The organism is Streptomyces sp. NPDC020958 (genome assembly GCF_055562175.1).
This window is the reverse complement of sequence record NZ_JBVHFU010000011.1, coordinates 274,218-295,242: the sequence shown is the minus strand read 5'-3', so window position 1 is coordinate 295,242 and position 21,025 is coordinate 274,218. Positions and strand designations below refer to the sequence as shown.

The window sequence follows — 21,025 nt, the reverse complement described above, 5'->3', positions numbered from 1 at the left end:
CGTCCCTTGATGCCACAGGATCCTCCGTTCATTCCGCAGGGCCATTGCCTTGCACGTCATCCCGAGCCTATGGTCTGTCGAATGTAATGCTATGACTCACATTTGATGGCGCCGTCAGAGTCAGAGATGAGGCATGCCGTGAGTGACGTCCCCTTCCAGCCCGCAGTGGAGCAGTCACGCGCGCTGGCCGCGGGTGAGATCTCGAGCCGGGAACTCGTCGAGCTCTATCTTGAGCGGATCGCCACCCATAACACCGTGTTGAACGCGGTGGTGACCCTTGACCCCGAGCGGGCCCGTCGCGAGGCCGGGGAAGCGGACGCCGCGCGGGCGGCCGGGCAAGACCTCGGTCCTCTGCACGGTGTGCCGATCACGGTCAAGGACAGCTTCGAGACAGCCGGGATGCGCACTGTCTGCGGGCGAACAGACCTCAAGGACTACGTGCCCGACCACGACGCCGAGGCGGTCAAACGGCTGCGTTCGGCCGGTGCCGTGATCATGGGGAAGAGCAACATGCCTCCGGGCAACCAGGACGTCCAGGCCGACAACCCGGTGTTCGGTCCTTCATCGAACCCGTGGGACACGACCCGTACCTCGGGCGGATCCGCCGGGGGCGGCGCCGTCGCCACCGCCGCGGGCCTAACGGCGTTCGACTTCGGCTCGGAAATCGGCGGATCGACCAGGATCCCGTCCCACTTCAACGGCCTGTACGGGCACAAGTCGACCTGGCGGTCCATACCCCTCATCGGGCATGTGCCCTACGGCCCGGGCCCGGGACGATGGACCGAGGCCGACATGGGCTGCGGCGGCGCGCAGGTCCGCGACGCCCGTGACCTCGTCCCGATCTTGCGGGCAACGGTCGGGCCCGCCGACTACGACGGCGGTTTCAGCTACACACTCGCACCGCCGCGCGCGACCAAGCTCGCCGACTTCCGGGTCGCCGTCTGGAGTGAGGATCCCGCGTGTCCCGTCGACAGCGACGTCGCGGCAGCCGTGGACGATGCAGTCACTGTGCTGCGGGCGGCCGGCGCGAAGATCACGGTCCAGCCCGCCGGCCTCCCTGTCGACATCGCGACGAATCACGAGAAGGCCTTCCAGCCCCTGCTCTTCGGCGCGGGCGACCGCACCGGCCTCGCTCCTGCCTCCAGCGCCGCGGTGCTGGCCCGGTTCGTCCAGCACCCGCGGGGTGACGCCGGTCCCGCCCTGCTCGGAACCTTCCAGTCCCACTATCACTGGCTGCAGGCCCACATGGTGCGCAATGAGATCCGGCAGCGATGGTTCGAGTTCTTCCAGGACTTCGACATCGTGCTCATGCCGGTCACCCCGACGGCCGCCCCCGCCCACCACAACAAGCTGATCGACTGGTTCGGGCGGCCATTCGAAGTCGAAGGTGTGCGACGCCCTTACTGGGACCAGGTCAAGTGGAGCGCCGTCGCCAACGTCTCCGGGGGGCCGGCGACGACCATCCCGGTGCGCCGAGGCAGGAGCGGACTGCCCATCGGTCTGCAGGCCATGGGCCCGAGCGGGGGCGATCTCACCACCATCGAGTTCGCCGCCCTGCTGGGCCGGGAAGTAGACGGCTTCGTGCCGCCTCCGGCCTTCGTCCAGACCCCCACCACTGGACCCTGACCACCCGCCCGAAGACCCCGAAGAACGACGATGCACGGCTTGAGCCGCAACGCGTCACGACTGCTGACGGATTCGCGTCCCGCTACCCGGAACGCACCGCGATCGTCTTCGTCGACGACCGCATCACGTACGAGGCCCTCGACGCCGCGGCCAACCGGGTGGCGAACCTGCTCGTCTCGCGCGGGATCCAGCCCGGGGACAAGGTCGCGCTGTCCTGCCCCGATTCTCCAGCATCTACTTCGGCATCCTCAAGGCCGGCGCCGCGGTCGTGCCGCTGAACGTGCTGTTGCAGGGCCGCGAGGTCGCCTACCACCTCACCGACTCCGACGCGAAGGGCATATTTCGCCTTCGAGGGCACCCCGGAGCTGCCGATCGGAAAGGCCGCCTGGAAGGGATTCCGCGAGAGGGCGGACTGCACCGAGTTCTTCCTGATCGAGAGCGGCGGCGCGCCGTAGTCCGGGAACGAGACGCCGGAGTCCTACACCTCGGTCGTAGCCGAGCAGCCCGTGACGTTCCGGACGGTCGAACGCGACGAAGACGACACAGCGGTGGTCCCCTACACGTCCGGCACCACCGGCCACCCCAAGCGCAGAGCTGCGTCACCGCAACGTGTATGACAACGCGCTCGCCGGCATCTACCTGTTCGTTTCGAGGGGGCAGCGCCCTGCTACATGTTGATCATGTGGCCCGCGAGGCCGTGGACGGCTTCCTTGACCGCCTCGCCCAGGGTGGGGTGGGCGTGGACGTTGCGGGCGACCTCATGGACGGTGAGGTCCCACTGCTGGGCCAGGGTCAGCTCGGGAAGGAGTTCGGTGACGTCGGGGCCGATGAGGTGGCCGCCGAGGAGTTCGCCGTACTTGCCGTCGCTGATCAGCTTCACGAAGCCGCCCGCGTCGCCCAGGCCGTGGGCCTTGGCGTTCGCGGTGAACGGGAACTTGGCGACCTGGACGTCGTACCCCTTCTCCCTCGCCTGCGCCTCGGTGTAGCCGAAGCTGGCGATCTGCGGCTGGCAGAAGGTGGATCGCGGGATCATCACGTAGTCCAGCTCCATGGTCTCCGCGTCCGCGATCGTCTCGGCGGCGACCACGCCCATCGCCTCGGCGGCGTGCGCGAGCATCAGCTTCGCGGTGACGTCGCCGATGGCGTAGATGTGCGGTACGGAGGTGCGGCAGCGGCCGTCCACGTCGATCGCGCCGCGCTCGGTGACGCGGACGCCGGTGTTCTCCAGGCCGTATCCGGTGACGTTCGGGGCGAAGCCGATGGCCTGCAGGACCTTGTCGGCCTCCAGCACCTGCTGGGTGCCGTCCTTGCCGGTGACGGTGACCCGGACCTGCGGGCCGGACTCGTCAATCGACTCGACGCGGGTCGAGGTGAGCACGTCGATGCCCAACTTCCGGTACTGCTTGGCCAGTTCGGCGGAGACCTCGGCGTCCTCCAGCGGGGCGATACGGTCCAGGAACTCGACGACGGTGACCTTGACGCCGTAGTTGTGCAGCACATAGGCGAACTCGACGCCGATGGCCCCGGCGCCAGCGATCACGATCGACTGCGGCAGGTCCTCGGCGAGGATCTGCTCCTCGTACGTCACCACGCGCGCGCTGCGCTTGGTGCCGGGCAGCAGTTTGGGGGTCGCCCCGGCGGCGATGATGCAGTTCTCGAAGCCGATGGTGCGGGTGTTGCCGTCGTAGTCGGCCACCTGGAGTGTGTGCGGGTCGAGGAACGAGCCGCGTCCGCTGATTTCGGTGATCTTGTTCTTCTTCATCAGGTAGTGGACGCCCTTGACCCGGCCGTCCGCGACCTTCCGACTACGGCGGAATGCCTCCCCGTAGTCGAAGGAGACCTCACCATCGACCTTGATGCCAAAGGTCTTCGCCTCGCGCGTGAAGACGTGCGCCAGTTCGGCGTTGCGCAGCAGGGCCTTGGTGGGGATGCAGCCCACGTTCAGGCAGACGCCGCCCCAGTACCTCTCCTCGACGACTGCTACGCGCTTGCCCAGTTGGGCGGCCCTGATGGCGGCTACGTACCCGCCCGGGCCCGCGCCGAGTACGACGACGTCGAAGTGCTCACCCTGCTCGTCCATGGACCATTCCTTTCCACTGGGACGGTCGACTCCACGTCGGTGGCCGACTCGCTCCCGATCGCACAACCTGTTCGTCAACTCAGTCGCTGTGGTTCAACGACCCGATGCCGTGATCCATGCCCGCGCAGCGATCACCGACGTGCCGAGGCCCCGTCGACTTCGTGTACTCCCGCCTCGGCGGCGCCGAGCCTGAGGGTGTCGAGCCCGAAGGCCGCGACCGGACCGTGCACACCGGGCTTCAGGACGGCATCCGGCGCCGCCGCATGGACTGCACCCCACGCCAGGAGGGAGCCCGTCATCTCGTAGGGATCGGGTCCGGTGAGGGCCGTCGTGGCCAGGGGACGACCGTGGCCGTCGCGGGCGACCGCGATCACCAGGGAACGGCCGTCGGTGTCCGGCTCACGATGTGCTCCCGGGAGCCTCCCGGACCACCGCGTCAGAGCAGCCCGCACCTTCGCCGACCTCAGCAAGGGCGCCTGGAGCATGGCGGCGATCTGTACCGGACGCGTCCACCGCCCGAGCCAGCCCATCCCCACCTCGACGCTCTCCAACCGAGGGAAGACCTCAGGCAGGCCGAGATGCTCCGTGCCCGGGACGGTCATGGCCGGGCGTCGCACACCGGCGTAGCGGAAGGTGAGGACACGCTTGGCGGCCCGCTCGTCGACCAGTCGGGAAGAGGCTCCAGGACGTGGGGAGCGGTAGGCGAACCCGTCCTCGGCCGCCGCGGCGACCAGCGTCTGGCGCGTGCCACCCGTGGTCAGGTCCCAGGAGTCGCGCAGGGTGCTCCGGTAATGCAGCTCACTCCCGCGCCCCGAACGGGTGATGAAGTAGCCGATCTCGACATTGCATGCGCGCTCGCCCGCCTGTTCCAGGGCCAGGGCGCCGGCGAGATTGCCGGGCACGTAGTCGTAGCCGAACGCGGGCACGAGAGTCGCTCCCCGGGCGGCCGCGACGGAGTCCAGCTCAAGGAGGACCCGGCGGGCGAAGGGGCCCTCCCCCGTAGAGTCGAAGTAGCGCGCTCCCGACCGCGCGGCAGCTGTGACCGTGGCCATGCCCAGCTGCATGAACGGCCCGACCGTGGAGACGACCACATCGCCGGGGCCCAGAAGCCGCGTGAGGTGGGCGGAAGAGGTGAGGTCCACTTCCGCCACCGGTAGTTCCGCCTCGAAGCGGTCGGCCAGGGTCAGCATCTTCGTTCGGCTTCGCCCGACCAAGGTCGGCTTCTCACCTCGTGCGAGCAGTTCCCTGAGAACCCGCCGCCCCGTGTACCCCGTCGCACCCAGCAACAAGATTCTGCGCTTTTCCACGGCTACGTCTGCCTTCCGGAGGGCACTGCCACGACGACGACTGACCGACCACGAGTCATTCACTGACCCCAGGTCATTGAATATACGATGGTCAACATGAGAGGGCCAAACCGACGACAGCTGTATGCGGAGCAGACCCGGGCGGACCTGGTGGCGGCCGCGCGCAAACTCTTCGTCGACAACGGGTTCGCGGACACGTCGGTCGAGGCCATCACCGCGGCGGCGCAGGTGAGCAAGGGCACCTTCTATCACCACTTTCCGGACAAGAAGGCGATGTTCGCCGAGCTCTACACGGAGCTGCTCCAGCGGGTCGGAGCGCTCGCCGACGCGGCGTCCGAGGCGATCCGTGCGACACCGGGCAAGCCTGCCTTGACCGCCGTGTCGAACCTCACGCACGCCTTCTTGCGGCGGACCATCGACGATCCCCTGCATCGAGAGCTCATGGCCCAGGCGCCCTCGGTGCTGGTGGAGCAGTACCGGCACATCAACGACACGGTGGCCCAGCCGCCGATCGAACGGCTCTTGACTGTCCTGGCCGAACGCGGTGACGTGGAATCGAATGTTCCGGTCGCCATCGTCGCCCGGCTGCTGTTGGCCGTCCTGTGCGAGGGCAACCAGATCATCGCCGCCGCGGCGGACCGGGAGGACGCCCTGGCCAGGACGTTCCACACGATCACCCTGCTGATGTCGGGCCTGGCGGCGGACGGCGTCAGCGCGCACGGTTGACGTCGACCAACGCCTGCAACAGCACTCCTCGACCGCACCCGGCCGTGCCGCTACCGTGCCGCCTCGTCCTCGACGTCACGGACCAGGTCGATGGCCCGGCCGATAGTGGTGAGCCGAGCGTCGAGGGTCTCTCCGGCCGGATAGAAACGTACGGTGTCCACACCGGCGTCGCGCCACACACGCAGCCGTTGGCGCACCATGCCCTCGGTTCCGATCAGAGTGGTCGCCAGCACCATTTCGTCGGTGACCAGGCCGGCCGCGCCGTCCCGGTCCCCGGCCTGCCAACGTGTGCGGACTTCGGCCGCAACCTCGGCCCAACCCTGGCGGCTGTAGGCGTTGTTGTAGAAGTTCGTGGTCGCGGAACCCATGCCGCCGAGGCTGAAGGCAAGTTCCTTCTTGCGTCCGGCCACCATCGCGCTCAGCGCGTCCTCGTCATCCGCGAAGGCGACCTCGGCGCCTTGGCAGATGTCGAGGTCGGCACGGGCGCGACCGGCGGCGGCAAGGCCCTGGTCCAGGTGGTCGAAGTACGCCTCCTTGGCGCCCTCGGGCACGAAACTGGTGCCCAGCCACCCATCGGCGATCTCACCGGTCAGGTGCAGCATCTTCGGCGAGAGAGTGGCGAGGTAGACCGGAATGTCATGCTCGGCACGCATCGACAGACGCATGGGCTTCGCCTGCCCGCCCGGCAGCGGAATCCGGAACTCCTTTCCTGAGTAGGAGACTTTGCCGCCCGCGGCGGCCTCCCGCACGATCTCGACGGTCTCCCGCATCCGCACCAGCGGCCGGGCGAAGGACACGCCGTGCAGCCCCTCGATCACCTGCGGCCCGGAGGGGCCAAGGCCGAGAAGGAAGCGCCCCTCGGAGATCTGCGACAGTGTGATCGCGGCGCGGGCGATGGCCATCGGCGTGCGGGTGCCGAGTTGGATGATTCCGGATCCGAGGAGCATGCGCTCGGTCTTCGCCGCGAGGTAGCCCAACGGCGAGGGGGCCTCGGAGCCCCACGCCTCCGCCACCCAGCAGATGTCAAGACCGAGCTTCTCCGCCTCGGTGACATAGGCGACGATCTCCCGCCAGTCGCCCCCGGAAGCCTCGATCGTGGTGGAGGTACGCATCAGAGCCTCGCCTCGCCCGCGGGCCGGGCCCTCTCGGCCAGCTTCTTGATCTCTTCGAGGGTGATGGTCATGTTGGCCTCGAACTCCCGCATGCGCACGAAGACGATCTTCTGCTCCTTCTCCGGCATGCGATCGATGGCGAAGGAGAGGCCCGAACGGGCCGGCCCCATCTGCATCCATTCGCTCAGCAGAGTGCCACCGCCCTGCGGCTCCAACGTGAACCGCCAGATCGCCGTCGGATTCTGCGGGTTCTCGACGGCCCAGGCAAGCAGCCTCGGCGGCTCGCACTCGACGATGTGGGAGGTGGTGGCCCACTCCCCGAGTGCCTCGTGCTTGCTCCGGCCGATGAACCGGGCTCCCAGGGCAGGGGCGGTCCTGCCGTCCAGCCATTCGACGGACTGCAGTTCGGAGCTCATACGCGGCATCAACTCGATGTCGGACACGAGCGTCCACACCTGTTCGGGCGGAGCAGCGATCCAGGTGCGGACCTCCACCGTCGGCTTGTCCGCATAGCGCGCGCCTGTCCACTCCATGTTTCCTGCAGCCTCCATGCCGATCCGAGAACTCCCATGACCAGATGTGACCAGTAAAGTTGCGTAGATGGACTCACCTGTCAAGGGAAAGCGCAGCCCCAGCAGAGCCGCTGAGTCAGCCGGCGAAACGCTCCCGCACATCCGGCCGTTCGGCCAGGCGTGGCGGATAGCCGGGGCCCATCCGAGGACTGGTGTTCTCCGCGGTCATCTGCTCACCACAGGAAGAACACACCACCTCGGCGTGGGCTTCCTGTCCGCAGGCCTCGTGCCGCATGACTACCGGCGGGCCCTGTTCACCGGACAGCCAGCGGTCCCCCCACCGGTTCATCACCAGCAGCACACCGTAGAAGTCGCGCCCCTTCTCCGTGAGCACGTAGTCGTACCGAACCGGCTCCGTCTGGTACGGCCGTTTCTCCAGCAGCCCCTCGTCCACCAGCCGACGCAACCGGTCCGTCAATGTGTTGCGCGCGATCCCCAGTGACACCTGGAACGCGTCGAACCGCCGGATCCCGTAGAACGCCTCACGCAGCACCAACGGCGTCCACCAGTCCCCGAGCAGGTCCATGGTGCGCGCGATCGAACAGGGCCAGTGCGCAAAGGATGTCCGCCTCATGACCGTCAGCATAGGTTCGTCCAGTCGTAAGACCCAGCAGGTGGAGCGGTGACAATTCATCCGCGCGACATCTTGCGCTCAATAAATAACGAAGTTATGTTGCGGCCATGAAACGTGACTTGCTGGGCAGAAAACTGGTTGTCACCGGAGCGGCGCGCGGCATCGGCGAGAAGGTGGCCCGCCTGGCCATCGCCCGAGGCGCTCAGGTGGCCTTGATCGGACTGGAACCCGATCGGCTCCGTGACCTCGCCCGCGAGCTGGGCCCCGCCGCTTCCTGGCGTGAGGCCGATGTGCGCGACGGCACCGTCCTGCGGTCAGCGATCGACGAGGCCGCGGGGGTCATGGGCGGCATCGATCTGGTCGTCGCCAATGCCGGGGTCGTGGCGTACGGGACCGTGCGACAGACGGACGAGGCGTCGTTCGAGCGGGTCCTGGACATCAATCTGAACGGTGTCTTCCGGACCCTCAAGTACGTGACTCCCCATCTGGAGCGCAGCCGGGGACACGTACTGGTCGTGGCGTCCGCGCTGTCCTTCATGCCGCTGGCGGCGATGGCCTCCTACGGCGCCAGCAAGGCCGCGGCCGAGCTGCTCGCCCTGACCTACCGCCAGGAGGTGGCGCACCTCGGCGTCACGGTCGGCCTGGTGCACCCCTCCTGGATCGACACGGATCTCGTCCGGGGCGCCGAGGCGGACCTTCCCTCGTTCCAGGGCCTGCGCAACCGGCTTCCCTACCCGGGCAATGTCACCACGAGTGCCGACCGGGCGGCTGCCGCGATCGTCGACGGGCTCGTCCGCCGCCGCAGCCGCGTGTACGTCCCCCGCGCGGTCGTCGTGGCCAACTGGGCCAAGGCAGCGCTGAATTCGCCACTGGCCTGGCCATGGGCGAGGCGCTTCGCGGCCCGTGCCGTTCCGTCCCTCGAACGGGAGGTCGCGGCGCTGGGGAGGCATGACCAGCTCACGCCGGGCACCGGTGCCTCTGCCGCGGAGACCAAGTCGCCCTAGCCGCACATGGGTGGTCCCGCGCGGGACAGCGCCCTGCCCTACCGACTTTCACCGACCTTGAACGATTGAGTCGTACAGGCGCGCGCCCGCCTCGTGCGAGGCTTCGGCCCGTTCCCGCTCGTCGCCCAGACCGACAGAGAAGTTCACGCCCATCGGCCGCATCACCTGCACCACGGGATCCTCGAACTCGCCGAAGTGCTCGGCCAGCTCAAGGGTGACGTACCCGTGGACCAGACTCCACAACTGGGCGGCTATGACTTCAGGTTCCTGCCGCTCGGCCCTGCCCGAGTCCACGAGCCGTCGACATGCCGCGGTGATATGGACGTGGGCATCCCGGAAGGCCGGCGAATGTCCGCTCAAGCGAAGGTCCGCGTCCGACAGCGGCCGGTACGTCGCACGAGTGGACAGGCCGAACATCAGGTCGTACAGGTGAGGGTTCTCGTGGGCCACTCGGCGGCAGGTCAAAGCCATGGCGAAGAGATCCGCGATCGGATCATCCGTCACCGGCACCTGGGCGAACGCCGCGCCGAGCTCCCTGAAGCCGTGGTCGGCGACGGCGCGCATCAGTTCGGGGATCCCACCGAAGTGGCCGTAGACGACCATCGTCGACAGCCCGCTCGCGGACGCCACCGTACGCGCCTTAATGGCCGACGGCCCCTGTTCGGCCAGCAGGCCGACAGCGGCTCGCACAAGCCGCTCCGGTGCGTCATCGAGCCTCGGCCGCCCTGCCATGCCTCTCGCGCCTCCACCATTGACACTCTTGAAATAACTTGGTTATGTAACTCGTCACGGCAATAGTACACATCTCGAGCGACGTGCCGTTTCGGACACGGGCGCGCCTCCCCGGACGGGCTTTCACGCACTGTCCCAGATTCCTGGCGCCGGCAGCCCCTCCCTCACTCGCTTTGCACTCCCCCATGAACCCAGCACGGGAGCAGAATCCATGCCATACAAAGACAAGGGTCATCTGGAGATCGAGGACCGCGGAGCCGTCCTTGTCGTCCGGGTCGACGGCGGCCCGCACCAGTTGTTCGGCCTCGACATCGCCCATCAGCTGGACAAGCTGGTGACCCGGGTCGACCGCGATCCGAGCATCCGTGCCGTCGTCTTCACCGGGGCACATCCCGAGCGGTTCGTCAGCCATGCCGCGGTCCGGTGGCTGCAGGAAGAGGGCGCCGCGAGCCCGACGGTCGGCCGACGCGGTGCCGCCGCCGTCGTACGCATGGCGAAGCACGTGGACCGGTCCCGGGTCCTCGGGGCACTCATGCGCAGGACCCCGATGCGGGGTGCCCTCCAGCTGGAGCGTCTGCACACGACCTTCCTCCGGATGAACGCCAGCGGTGTCCTCTTCGTCGCCGCGCTCAACGGTTCGGCTCTCGGCCTCGGCGCCGAGTTCGCCTGGGCCTGCGATCTGCGGGTCATGGCCGACGGGGACTTCTTCATCGGCCAGCCCGAAATCCTCCTCGGCATCATCCCGGGCGGAGGCGGCACCCAGCGGCTGACCCGCCTGATCGGCACCCACCGGTCCCTGGCCGCGATCCTCGAAGGCAAGCCGTTCACGCCCGCGGAAGCGCTCGCCAACGGGGCGGTCGACAAGGTCGTACCCCAGGACAAGGTCGTCGCGCAGGCGGTCGAGCTCGCAGAGCACTTCGGCCGGCGGTCGAAGGGGTCGGTCGCGGCCGCCAAGAGGTCGGTATACCTCGGCGGCTCGATGCCCCTGGAGGACGGACTCCACGTCGAACGCGCCGAGTTCTTCACCCGAGTCATGTCGAAGGACGGCCAGGAACTGATGCTCGACTACATGAAGACGACGGACGTCACCGGCGAGCTCCCGCTCTACAACCCGGACACCTACGCCCAGGCGCTCGCCTCGGGCAGCGTGCCCGGGCACCGCTCGACGAAGACGACGCGGCGGTGAGCAGACGATGACCACTGCGCACTCCTTCACCCGCCACGACATCACCTTCCCCTCCGGCGACAGCACCTGTGCCGGATGGCTCTACCTCCCGACCGGCGTCACCTCCCCGCCCGTCGTCATCCTCGGGCACGGCCTCGGCGCCACCCGCGAGATGCGCCTGGACGCCTTCGCCGAGCGTTTCGCTCAGGCCGGCATCGCCGCCGTGGCCTTCACCTACCGGCACTTCGGCGACAGCGGCGGCCACCCGCGCCAGCTCCTGTCGATCAAGCGTCAGCTCGCCGACTGGGACGCCGCCATCGCCTACGTCAAGGCCCGCCCTGACGTCGACCGCTCCCGCATCGCGGTGTGGGGCAGCTCCTTCGGCGGAGGCCACGCCATCACCGTCGCCTCTCGGCATCCCGAACTGCGCGCGGCCGTGTCCCAGTGCCCGTTCACCGATGGTCTCGCCTCCGCGCTCGCGCTCGGCCCGGTCGCCTCGCTCAAAATGACCCCCGTGCTCGCTCGGGACATGGCGGCCAGAGTGCGCGGCAAGGCACCCGCGATGGTTCCCATCGCCTCCGCCCCCGGTTCGCCGGCCCTCATGAACGCCCCTGACGCCCTGCCCGGCTACCAGACGCTCCAGCCGCCCGGCACGACATTCCGCAACGAGGTGGCGGCACGGGTCATTCCGACCATCGCTACCTACCGGCCTGGGCGTGCCGCGAAGAAGGTCGCCATGCCGATCCTCTTCTGCGTCAGCAACACCGACTCCGTCACGCCTCCCGCCCAGACCCTCAGGTACGCGCGCACCGCACCCCGGGGAGAGATCAAGAGGTACGACGCCGGCCACTTCGACTTCTACACCGGCGAGACCTTCGAGGCCCTGGTCCGCGACCAGATCGAGTTCCTCACCCGGCAGCTGCGCCCCGCGCCGGCATCGACTCCTTGACCGGACCGCACAACACCGAGACAGGTACGCCCGCCATGAACTTCGCTTCACTGCCCGACCGCCGCGCCGCTCACGACCCCGATGGGGCAGCGGTCTCGGACGGGCGCCAGTCACTCACCAACACCCAGTTGCTGGACCGCGTCCGTGCCGCAGCGCTTCAGCTCCAGGACCTCGGCATCGGTCCCGGCGATGTCGTGGCCCTCAAGCTGACGAACCGCATCGAGTTCGTGCTGCTGTTGTTCGCCGCCTGGCGGATCGGCGCCACCATCACGCCGGTCAACCCGAGCATGACCGACGTCGAGGTGGACCGACAGGTCAAGGACTCCGGTGCGCGTCTGCTGGTGGTCGAAGACCGCGAGGCGCCCGTCACGGACGGTACTGCCGTACTCGCCGTCGGCGCACTGCACACGGAAGGGGCGAGTTCGGATCATGCACCGCATGTGGACCCGTCCGCGCTGGCTCTCCTCATATACACCAGCGGCACCACCGGGACGCCCAAGGGCGTGATGCTGGACCACGCCAACATCGACGCCATGACGGAGATGGGCCGCCTGTCCCTGGACATCGGGCCCGCCGACCGGTGCCTGCTGATCCTGCCGCTCTTCCACGTCAACGGCATCGTGGTCAGCATTCTCACGCCTCTTCTCGCGGGGGCGAGCGTCGTCATCGCGGGCGGCCGGTTCGACCCACACAGCTTCTTCGACCTCGTCGAGCAGGAGCGCCCCACCTTCTTCAGCGCCGTGCCGACGATCTACGGCATGCTCGCTGCACTCCCGGACGACGTGCGGCCCGACACATCGTCGCTGAGGTTCGGAGTCTGTGGCGCCGCACCTGCCTCCGCCGAGCTGCTGAACCGGTTCGAAGCCCGCTACGGGTTCCCTCTTGTCGAGGGGTACGGCCTGTCCGAAGGAACCTGCGGGTCCACCGTCAACCCCGTCGCGGGCCCGCGACGTGCCGGCACCGTGGGACTTCCCTTCCCCGGCCAGCAGATTCGGATCGTCGACGCCGAAGGTACCGAGGTGGGGCCGGGCACGGACGGTGAGGTCCTCGTGAAGGGCCCCAACGTCATGCGTGGCTACCTCGGCCGCCCCGAGGAAACGGCCAGAGTCATCGTCGACGGCTGGTTGCACACGGGCGATGTGGGTCACCTCGACGCCGAGGGCTACCTGACCCTGGTCGGGCGCTCGAAAGACATGATCATCCGTGGCGGGGAGAACATCTACCCCAAGGAAATCGAGGACGTCCTCACAGGCGACCCATCGGTGCTCGAAGCCGCCGTGATCGGCGTACCCGACGAGAAGTGGGGAGAGGTGGTCGTGGCCTACATACAGCCGCGACCAGGCCTGACCGTCGATCTGACGGCGCTGCGGGAGCTCTGTGCGCGCAACCTCACCGGCTTCAAGCGTCCGACCGAGTTCTTCGTGGTGGAGGCCATAGCGAAGAACGCGGTCGGGAAGATCGACAAGGCCTCCTTGCGCGCTGCCCACGTCGCGGTTTCCTGAGCTTCACCGCGCGCCGAACCTGGACGCCCAGGCAGCGCATATCCGACAGCGCGGCCGTGGGGGACGCTTCGGCGGGTGCCCCGGTCTCGGCCCGGATCTGACTGCGTGGCGGCCCAACCGGAAGCAACTGGGCCGCCCCTCGGTCCGGGAGGCGGCTCGGACGACTTGCCCCGGCCGGCCAGTGAGACTGTGGACCCGCAGGGGCGCCGCTCTCGTCGTGGTGGCTGGGTCACCGACTCGCCTCGTGGGCCAAGAACGACCGCAAATGGCCCAGCAGCGCCTCCGGTTGCTCTTCCGGGATGAAGTGGCCGCACTCCGGGATTTCCGCTCCGGTGACGTCGTCCGCGTAGGCGCGCCAGATCTCCAGCGTCGGCAGGCGGGAAGGCAGCCCTGCGGAACCCCAGAGCGCCAGTACCGGCATGGTGAGGCAGCGGCCCTCGGCGGCGTCGATGTCGTCGAGGGCGACGTCCTGCTCCATGGCGCGGTAGTCGTCGAAACTCGCGCGCATGGCACCCGGGCGGGAGAAGGCTCGGACATATCCGTCGACCGCTTCGGGTGTCAGCCCGTGCCGGTTATAGGTCCACCGCTCGAAGAAGTACTCGAGATACCCGCGTACGTCGTGCCCCACGAGCCGCTCGGGAAGGTCGGGCTGCATCTGGAACAGCCAGTGCCAGTACCCGGAAGCGAGCGAGGCGTCCAGCCGGCGGAACATCTCCCGGGTCGGCACGATGTCGAGCACAGCCAGCCGTTCCACCTGCTCGGGGCGGTCCAGCGCCCAGCGGTGCCCCACGCGGGCGCCCCGGTCGTGACCCACGACGGCGGTCGTCTCGAAGCCGAGTGATTCGACGAGGCCCGCCATGTCGGCGGCCATCCGCCGCTTGTCGTATCCGGTCGAGGGCTTGTCGCTCAGGCCGTAGCCACGCAGGTCGGGTGCCACAACGGTGTGGTCTGCGGCAAGATCCGCCAGCACCGGCCGCCAGCAGTCGGAGGTCTGCGGCCAGCCGTGGAGCAGGACGAGCAGAGGACCGGATCCCGCTCGGAGGTAGTGCAGGCGGACCCCGTCCACCTGCGTCACGCCTGTGGTCACAGCGGGCTGTCCCACGGATGCGCCTCCCCGGCATGAACTAACCCTCTTAGAGGGTTAAACCTAACGTGCAGAATGAAGGCGTGGCAACGGACGACACGTGGATCTGGGACGGCGGGCGGGTCTGTCTGGACTTCACCAACACCCTCCGCCACCGGTGGCGACCCACGCCGGGGGAGACGCTCCGGAACCCGGGCGATCTCACCCTCTGGCTTCAGCGGGCCGGACTGCTCACACCGGGGATCCCGGATCCCGTGGATGCCGCCGTCCTGGCGTCCGGCCGACGGCTGCGCGAGGCGGTCGACCGGGCCGTACTCGCGGTCTCCGACGGCCGGCTGCCCTCCTCCAGCGACGTCGTGCTGCTCAACGAATCGGCAGCACAGGTGCCCCGGCCGGCGCCGCAAATCACCATCAAAGGCGGCCACTTGGAGCCCGCCGGCACCACGACCACGGCAGCTGATCCCGCGACCGCGCTGGCACTGGTCGCGCAGGACGCCGTAGACCTGCTCCTGTCGACCGAGATCCGGCGCGTACGCGTGTGCGGCGCGGACACGTGCGCCCTGCGCTTCCTGGACCGCTCCCCCGCCCACAACCGCCGCTGGTGCTCGATGTCCCGCTGCGGCAACCGCACCAAAGCCCGCCTCCACCAGGCCCGAGCCAGACGGAGTGAGCACACCCCGGCGGACTGAGCCCACCCGGGCTCCTGCCGCCACCGCGCTCAGCTCACTCAGCGGCCTTCATGCGGAATGCGGGGCCGGGGACACTCTCGACGTCCTCCCCGCGCACGGCATGACCTCGTTCGCAGCGGATCTGGGCATCGACGTGCGCACCGCATCCTCGGTGTCGCGTCAGTACGGCCGGGCCCTCCGGGTCGGCGCGGTAGCGGTCGCCCCACTGCAGGAGCCCCATCACGGCCGGGACCAGGTCCACGCCCTTGGGTGTGATCACATACCTCGGCCGACTCCGCGAACCCGGCTCCTTGTAGGTCTCGGTGGCCAGGATCCCTTCCTCGACAAGCATCCGGAGCCGGGCAGCGAGAAGGTTGCGGGGACAGCCGAGGACCCGTTCGAAGTCACTGAAGCGGGACGAGCCGTACCAGACCTCGCGCAGGATCAGGATCGTCCACTTCTCACCCACGACCTCAAGGGTCCGGGCGATCGAGCAGTTCGACGTGTCCCGGTCGAGTCGGGTGTCCGTGCCGGCGTCCTGAAGAGCTTCCGTCCTCGCGTCCATGGGGGTGATTCTAACCCGACCTGAGTTTACTTTTCCATACTCAACAAGTAGCGTCATGACCGCACGCAGGTGCCCGAGAAGATCACAGAGAAAGGCGGCCGGCATGAAGGCATTCGTCGTCCAGAAGTACGGCAAGGACGGCGTGCGCGCCGCCGAGGTACCCGAGCCCAGCGTCGGAGACCGCGATGTTCTGGTCAGGGTGAGCGCCGCGAGCATCAACCCGCTGGACAAGATGGTCCGCAACGGGGAGTTCAAACAGCTGTTGAAGTACAAGCCTCCGTTCGTGCTCGGTCATGACGTGGCCGGCGTCGTGACGCGGGTCGGTTCCGCCGTGCGCGGCTTCGAAGTCGGCGACGAGGTCTACGCCCGTCCGCGCGACCTGCGGATCGGAGGCTTCGCGGAGTACATCGCAATCGACATGGACGACGTCGCGCCCAAGCCGGTCTCGCTCACCCCGCAGGAGGCGGCCGCGGTGCCGCTGGTGGCCCTGGCCGCCTGGCAGGTCCTCGTGGACCAGGCCCATGTGAAGCAGGGTCAGAAGGTGCTCGTCCACGCCGGTGCCGGCGGACTCGGATCGACGGTCATCCAGCTCGCCAAACACCTCGGTGCCACCGTGGCGACGACCGCGAGCACTGATTCCGAGAAGCTGGTCCGAAGCCTGGGTGCCGACGTCGTCGTCGACTACACCAAAGAGGACTTCTCCAAGGTGCTGTCCGGCTACGACCTGGTGCTGGACGCCGTGGGCGGGGCGAACCTGGAGAAGTCGCTGACCGTGCTGAAGCCCGGCGGCCTGGCTGTGAGCGTCGTGGGCCCGCCGGACGCCGGGTTCGCCAGGCAGCTCGGCGCTCCCTCCTTCCTGGGGCTGGTCATGAACGTGCTCAGTCGCAAGATCCGCAAGCAGGCGAAGGCCCTGGGCGTTCGCTACCAGTTCTTCTTCATGCAGGCCAATGGCTCCCAGTTGCGCGAGCTCGGCGCCCTCTACGACAGCGGGAAGCTCCGCCCGGTCATCGACAGCACCTTCCCGTTCGATCAGACGCTCGATGCGATGGCGTACGTCGAGCAAGGTCGCACCAAGGCCGGCAAGGTCGTGGTCTCGATGACGCCCGACAGCAACTGAGATCAGGCCGGCCACACGGCATCCTCCTGGCATGATCACGGGGGGGGCCGACGACGCGACGGCAGGGGCGAGAGCTGCTCGCCGCGTCGGGCGGAACAACATCGACGGCTCGCGTGTCCCGACGCTCATGACGGACACGGGAGTTGTCCAACGGCGCCCTCTACTCCGCTCTCGAATCCGAGGGCCGCCGGCGGCCGCGGCAGTCTGCGGAGCCACGCGCCCCGCGTGCCTCGGGTTGCATCCAGGTAAGTGGTGTACGGGTTCGACGTGATCCGGGGTTCGCTCCGGCATCGGGTTTGGTGCCCGCATAGATGAACGGCCATCGGCTGACCTTCGAGGTGTCGAAGCCCGAAGGACATCAGCACGATGACCGCACCTGCCAGTGCCCCCGCACGCCCTCGCCGAGGACAACCTCGCCGCGCCGAGTCCCCATCTGCTGCGCGCGATGGTCAAGACGTTCGCCGACACGCTCATGCCCGGGACCTGCGCACATACGTGGCCTTCCGTGGTTCACGCGACGCAGGCGGGACCGGCGTGATGCGTCCATGGACCACCGAGCGGCGTTCGAGTGGCGGCGGCGTCGTGATGAGCGTGGCCCTCGTTCGGAAAGGCGAGTTGGGACCGGGAGGTGTCCACGGTCAACGACTTCTACCTGTGGGCAGGACGTCGTCAGGGCCGATCCCATCCGTCAGCGCGCGGGCTTCGGTGTGGTCGCCGTGGCGGGACGGGGCTGGCGGCACGATGGTGCGGCAAGTGCCGGCCGCGGCACTACGCCGCCCTGGTCGACGTGCGCTTCCGGCCCCGCATCCCGGCGCCGGCCCGGCCTGCGACGCTGGCGGAACCCTCCGGATCCGACGTACGTACGGAAGCCAACCTGAGCCGGCCACGGAAGGAGAACACCGACCTGCGCGCACTCTGGCTCTGTACGAGGAGGCCATCCGCCGGCCGGCTCTCGAAATCGGCGCACTGCACAGCGGCGGCACCGTTCTTCCACTGCCAACCGCAGCAGGCCCGCGCCGCCCGGGCCCTCCTGAATCCGACACCCCCCAGGCGCCTGGCGTGCGAAAGGACGTCGGGCGTGGCGCGCAGCCGACTACCGATGATCAAGGAATCACCTCCTGGACGGCGGGCGAGATCCAGAGGCGTTGCGCTGATGACCGAGCTCGGGCAGTTCGGCGGCGGCGGTCAGGCCCTGTACGACCCCGTCTCGGCGAGCGGAGCCTCAGGGACCGGTCCGGCGACTATCCCCGCCGCCCCCGGGCCGACTCGCCCAGCGGACCGGCCCGGGGCACGCTGGAAGGAGCGGCGTCGCCCACGTCGTCAAGGCCAGCAGCGAGGGCGTCGAGTGGCTCTGCCCGGATACCACGATCGAGCGGATCGCCGCCCAGTGGCTGGACCTCAGGCGCTCCTCGTCGTGGTCACCGACGGCGCGGCCGGCGCCCACGTCTTCGACGCCCGTGCGGCACGTATCAGCCGTCCCGGCCGGAGGGTCACGGCGGTGGACACCGTGGGAGCGGGCAGGGCGGCCGGGGTCCGGCCTGCCGGATTCTCGCGCACGGACCAGGCGTCAGCGACTGCACCGAAGCCCTGCAGGCGTTACTCGTCGAGGAACTGAATGGCGTGCTTCAGAAACCGCTCGGGATACTGGAACTGCGCTCCATGCCCGGCATCGGGGTAGATCAGCAGCTGAGCGTTGGGGATGTTCTGGGCGAGGTGCCAGGAGTTGATCGAAGCGATCATCACGTCGTTCTCGCCGTTGAGGACCAGCGTCGGCTGGGTGATCGCGTTCAGGTGGGCGTAGGGGTTCTCGCCCGGCAGCGGTTCCGCGTAGGCCATAGTCGCTTCGAACTGCGCCTGTGCGACCGCGGGCGAGCTCGGCGGGTCCTGGTCGACCCGCTGGTGACGGCGCTCCCAGAAGGCCTTGCCCGCTTGCTTCGCGGCTTCCGAGCGGCCGAAGAACAGGAAGAGGAAGTCCTCCAGGGTGGGGACCGGGTTCAGGGCGTACTGAGGCACCTGGGGGTCACTTGTCGGGTCCCCGCCTCGGAGGCCGGTGCCGAGCAGGAGGAGCTTGCGCACCAGCTGGGGGTGGCGCAGCGTGACTTCCTGCGCCTGGAAACCGCCGAGCGAGAAGCCGAGCAGGTCGACCTGCTCCAGCCCCAGTGCCCGGATGACCGCGGCGATGTCGTCGGCCATGTCCTCGATCCGATTACGGGGCGTGCCCGATGACGAGGCGACGCCGCGGCCGTTGAACAGGATGACCTCACGGCCTTCCGCCAAGCCGTCGGTGAGCAGCGGGTCCCAGTTGTCCATCCCTCCACGGAAGTGCTGGACCAGGAAGATCGGGACGCCCGAGGGCTTGCCCCAGCGCCGGTAGGCGAACCGGTCGCCGTCAACCTCGATGTACTGAGTCGGTGCGGTCACATGCGTGTCACTCATGGCCTGAGCCTTTCTGGAGGGGGTGAGCAATACGATGACGATCGTAATCTAAAAAGTCAACCTCTTCGATGTCGATCGACATCTATGTATGCTGGACCGTCGAGCGCCGATCGACGAAGGGACGGCTGGACATGCGGGTCACCAAGGCACAGGCAGAGCAGAACCGTGCCCACATCGTCGCGACAGCCTCCAGGCTGTTCCGTGAGCGCGGCTATGACGGTGTCGGTGTGGCAGAGCTGATGGCGGCCGCCGGGTTCACCCACGGCGGGTTCTACAAGCACTTCCGCTCCAAGGCCGACCTGATGGCCGAAGCGTCCGCGAGCGGGCTCTCGCAGACCGTGGCACGGGCACAAGGTCTGGACCCCGCCGAGTTCGTCGAGCGCTACGTCTCGCGGGAGCATCGCGACGGGCGCAGCGACGGCTGCACCATCGCGGCCCTCGGCGGCGACGCCGCACGTCAGCCGGCGGACATCAGAACAGAGTTCGCAGCCGGGATCGAGAACCTGCTGACGGCCCTTCAGCCCCAAGGCGATACACCGGAAGATGCGGACCAGCGCGCGGCCCGCATGATGGTGATCGACATGCTCGCCCATTCGGTCGGCGCGATCATGTTGTCGCGGGCATGCCCGGACGGCTCTCCGCTGGCGGACGAGATCCTCGATGTCTGCCGCAAGGAGATTCTCGCGTCACTGGCACAGGTCAACAGCGACCAGCTGGCGGCAAGCAGTCCGGAGACCTGACCGCAGCCGACCGACGCAAGCCCAGCTCAGTACCTTGAACAGCACGAGGCCGGCTCCCAGTCGCCTCAGTGCGAACACCGGCAGAACCACCCCGCCGCCCCTTCGAGCGACCTTCCTCAACGCGCGGTCCAGGCGCGGGGTGGGAGTGGGACCCGACGCCGTCCAGGTGGGCAATCTCGGGAATCCCAGCAGCACGCGGTGCCGGTAGCCCTCCGGCCGGCTGCCCCAGCCGTCCAGTCGTACCGGTATGGGCAGCAACGGCCGGATGACCTGCCATTCGGGGATTCGGGCCATACCGCAACCGAGGACTGCCCGGATGGTCACCCGGGCCGCACTTCAGCGAGGCAGCAGGACCTCGACCTGCCCCCGGATGTCCTGCACGATCTCCTCCACGCTCAAGGCGATGTTCACGCTCACCGCCATGCTGAGGAACATCACGGCGGACACGATGTGTGCCAGCGTCGCGGCGTCGCCCTCGGCGACCCGCTCGTCTCGGCGCAGCACGGCGGCGACGGCCTCCTCGGTCTGCGCCACGATGGCGAGTGCCGCGCCATGCCGGGGCTCCTCGGGGTCGCCGAAGACCATCTCTCGCAGGTAGGTGCGTCCGTTGTCGATCTGGACGCGGTTGCACTCGACGATCGGCCGGACGATCGCCAGCACCGCGTCCAGCACGCCTGGGACGGTCTCGGCGTCCGCCCGGCCCCGCTCAAGTGCTTCGACGTACTTGGCGTTCTGGACAAGGAGGAGGAGTTCGCCCTTGGTCTTGGCATAAAGGAACAGGGTCCCGGTGCCGATGTCGGCCTTGTCCGCGATCTGCTGGGTCGTGACCTCATCGACGCCGTGCTCGGCGAACAGATCACTGGCGGCAGCGACAATGCGGTCGAGTTTCTCCTGCTTGTTCCGCTCGCGCCGTCCGAGAGGCATGGCGGTGTCCTCCAGGTAGATTCTGACTGTAATCAGTTATGATTGTACTCAATGTCATGTGGGCTCGAATGTGGCTCCGCTCATTCTCCCATCGCGGGGCGATGTGTCCTTGCCCCATCCGTGCGCAGCCACGTACTTCACA

At 68.2% G+C, this 21,025-nt stretch carries 21 protein-coding genes; 11 read left to right on the top strand and 10 right to left on the bottom strand.

Annotation, left to right across the window (positions count from 1 at the left end):
- The first annotated feature begins 138 nt into the window (after positions 1-138).
- From ACZ3KP_RS28885 to ACZ3KP_RS28875, 3 genes are all read left to right on the top strand, one after another.
- Positions 139-1,626: an amidase gene (locus ACZ3KP_RS28885; protein ID WP_467502809.1), complete on the top strand. Its 1,488-nt coding sequence runs from the start codon at positions 139-141 to the stop codon at positions 1,624-1,626.
- Complete coding sequence (locus ACZ3KP_RS28880) at positions 1,623-1,904, top strand: AMP-binding protein (RefSeq protein WP_388917284.1); 282 nt, start codon at positions 1,623-1,625, stop codon at positions 1,902-1,904. The genes ACZ3KP_RS28885 and ACZ3KP_RS28880 overlap by 4 nt, the downstream gene beginning before the upstream one ends.
- A gap of 228 nt (positions 1,905-2,132) precedes the next feature.
- Positions 2,133-2,243, top strand: a complete 111-nt coding sequence (locus tag ACZ3KP_RS28875; protein WP_324613857.1) for an AMP-binding protein — start codon at positions 2,133-2,135, stop codon at positions 2,241-2,243.
- 50 nt (positions 2,244-2,293) lie between these two features.
- Here ACZ3KP_RS28875 and lpdA read toward each other — a convergent pair whose 3' ends face one another.
- Together lpdA and ACZ3KP_RS28865 are read right to left on the bottom strand one after the other, a co-directional pair.
- On the bottom strand, positions 2,294-3,706 hold the full coding sequence (gene lpdA, locus ACZ3KP_RS28870; protein WP_387861814.1) for a dihydrolipoyl dehydrogenase: 1,413 nt from the start codon (positions 3,704-3,706) through the stop codon (positions 2,294-2,296).
- Positions 3,707-3,837: 131 nt separating this feature from the next.
- Positions 3,838-5,013 carry a saccharopine dehydrogenase NADP-binding domain-containing protein gene (locus tag ACZ3KP_RS28865; protein WP_467502806.1) on the bottom strand — a complete coding sequence of 392 codons (1,176 nt, stop codon included), beginning with the start codon at positions 5,011-5,013 and terminating at the stop codon, positions 3,838-3,840.
- Between the two features lie 96 nt (positions 5,014-5,109).
- Here ACZ3KP_RS28865 and ACZ3KP_RS28860 point away from each other — a divergent pair, with 96 nt between their 5' ends.
- Positions 5,110-5,739 (top strand): TetR/AcrR family transcriptional regulator, encoded by a 630-nt coding sequence (locus ACZ3KP_RS28860; protein WP_467502804.1) that lies wholly within the window; start codon positions 5,110-5,112, stop codon positions 5,737-5,739.
- A 50-nt stretch (positions 5,740-5,789) separates the two neighbouring features.
- On the opposite strand, the gene ACZ3KP_RS28855 is transcribed toward ACZ3KP_RS28860, so the two are convergent.
- From ACZ3KP_RS28855 to ACZ3KP_RS28845, 3 genes are all read right to left on the bottom strand, one after another.
- Entirely contained in the window at positions 5,790-6,851 is a 1,062-nt protein-coding gene (locus ACZ3KP_RS28855; protein ID WP_467502803.1) for an LLM class flavin-dependent oxidoreductase, read from the bottom strand.
- Positions 6,851-7,384, bottom strand: a complete 534-nt coding sequence (locus ACZ3KP_RS28850; RefSeq protein ID WP_055705465.1) for an SRPBCC family protein — start codon at positions 7,382-7,384, stop codon at positions 6,851-6,853. The genes ACZ3KP_RS28855 and ACZ3KP_RS28850 overlap by 1 nt, the downstream gene beginning before the upstream one ends.
- A 115-nt stretch (positions 7,385-7,499) precedes the next feature.
- Complete coding sequence (locus ACZ3KP_RS28845; RefSeq protein WP_387137785.1) at positions 7,500-7,997, bottom strand: winged helix-turn-helix transcriptional regulator; 498 nt, start codon at positions 7,995-7,997, stop codon at positions 7,500-7,502.
- A 107-nt stretch (positions 7,998-8,104) separates the two neighbouring features.
- Between ACZ3KP_RS28845 and ACZ3KP_RS28840 the strand changes: the two genes are divergently transcribed.
- Positions 8,105-9,001, top strand: coding sequence for an SDR family oxidoreductase (locus ACZ3KP_RS28840; RefSeq protein ID WP_067257791.1), 897 nt, complete (start codon positions 8,105-8,107; stop codon positions 8,999-9,001).
- A 48-nt stretch (positions 9,002-9,049) separates the two neighbouring features.
- Here the strand turns inward: ACZ3KP_RS28840 and ACZ3KP_RS28835 are convergent, their stop codons facing one another.
- The gene (locus ACZ3KP_RS28835; protein ID WP_067257788.1) at positions 9,050-9,733 is read right to left on the bottom strand and encodes a TetR/AcrR family transcriptional regulator; all 684 of its coding nucleotides are present in this window, start codon (positions 9,731-9,733) and stop codon (positions 9,050-9,052) included.
- Between the two features lie 211 nt (positions 9,734-9,944).
- Between ACZ3KP_RS28835 and ACZ3KP_RS28830 the strand changes: the two genes are divergently transcribed.
- Genes ACZ3KP_RS28830 through ACZ3KP_RS28820 form a run of 3 tightly spaced genes read left to right on the top strand, consistent with a single transcriptional unit; the run spans position 9,945 to position 13,349 of the window.
- Positions 9,945-10,919 (top strand): enoyl-CoA hydratase/isomerase family protein, encoded by a 975-nt coding sequence (locus tag ACZ3KP_RS28830; protein ID WP_390698732.1) that lies wholly within the window; start codon positions 9,945-9,947, stop codon positions 10,917-10,919.
- Positions 10,920-10,926: 7 nt separating this feature from the next.
- Positions 10,927-11,847, top strand: a complete 921-nt coding sequence (locus tag ACZ3KP_RS28825; protein ID WP_067257782.1) for an alpha/beta hydrolase — start codon at positions 10,927-10,929, stop codon at positions 11,845-11,847.
- A gap of 35 nt (positions 11,848-11,882) precedes the next feature.
- Positions 11,883-13,349, top strand: coding sequence for a class I adenylate-forming enzyme family protein (locus ACZ3KP_RS28820; protein ID WP_467502798.1), 1,467 nt, complete (start codon positions 11,883-11,885; stop codon positions 13,347-13,349).
- A gap of 229 nt (positions 13,350-13,578) precedes the next feature.
- Here the strand turns inward: ACZ3KP_RS28820 and ACZ3KP_RS28815 are convergent, their stop codons facing one another.
- Positions 13,579-14,451: an alpha/beta fold hydrolase gene (locus tag ACZ3KP_RS28815; RefSeq protein WP_467502796.1), complete on the bottom strand. Its 873-nt coding sequence runs from the start codon at positions 14,449-14,451 to the stop codon at positions 13,579-13,581.
- A 65-nt stretch (positions 14,452-14,516) separates the two neighbouring features.
- On the opposite strand from ACZ3KP_RS28815, the gene ACZ3KP_RS28810 reads away from it, so the two are divergent.
- Positions 14,517-15,122, top strand: coding sequence for a CGNR zinc finger domain-containing protein (locus ACZ3KP_RS28810; protein WP_467502794.1), 606 nt, complete (start codon positions 14,517-14,519; stop codon positions 15,120-15,122).
- 34 nt (positions 15,123-15,156) lie between these two features.
- Here ACZ3KP_RS28810 and ACZ3KP_RS28805 read toward each other — a convergent pair whose 3' ends face one another.
- Positions 15,157-15,666 (bottom strand): winged helix-turn-helix transcriptional regulator, encoded by a 510-nt coding sequence (locus ACZ3KP_RS28805; protein WP_467502793.1) that lies wholly within the window; start codon positions 15,664-15,666, stop codon positions 15,157-15,159.
- Positions 15,667-15,769: 103 nt separating this feature from the next.
- Here ACZ3KP_RS28805 and ACZ3KP_RS28800 point away from each other — a divergent pair, with 103 nt between their 5' ends.
- Entirely contained in the window at positions 15,770-16,783 is a 1,014-nt protein-coding gene (locus ACZ3KP_RS28800; protein WP_467502791.1) for an NADP-dependent oxidoreductase, read from the top strand.
- Between the two features lie 1,596 nt (positions 16,784-18,379).
- Here ACZ3KP_RS28800 and ACZ3KP_RS28795 read toward each other — a convergent pair.
- The gene (locus tag ACZ3KP_RS28795) at positions 18,380-19,219 is read right to left on the bottom strand and encodes an alpha/beta fold hydrolase (protein ID WP_217236359.1); all 840 of its coding nucleotides are present in this window, start codon (positions 19,217-19,219) and stop codon (positions 18,380-18,382) included.
- A 68-nt stretch (positions 19,220-19,287) separates the two neighbouring features.
- On the opposite strand from ACZ3KP_RS28795, the gene ACZ3KP_RS28790 reads away from it, so the two are divergent.
- Positions 19,288-19,959 (top strand): TetR/AcrR family transcriptional regulator, encoded by a 672-nt coding sequence (locus ACZ3KP_RS28790; RefSeq protein WP_467502789.1) that lies wholly within the window; start codon positions 19,288-19,290, stop codon positions 19,957-19,959.
- Positions 19,960-20,295: 336 nt separating this feature from the next.
- Here the strand turns inward: ACZ3KP_RS28790 and ACZ3KP_RS28785 are convergent, their stop codons facing one another.
- Entirely contained in the window at positions 20,296-20,883 is a 588-nt protein-coding gene (locus ACZ3KP_RS28785; protein ID WP_467502787.1) for a TetR/AcrR family transcriptional regulator, read from the bottom strand.
- Between the last annotated feature and the right edge of the window lie 142 nt (positions 20,884-21,025).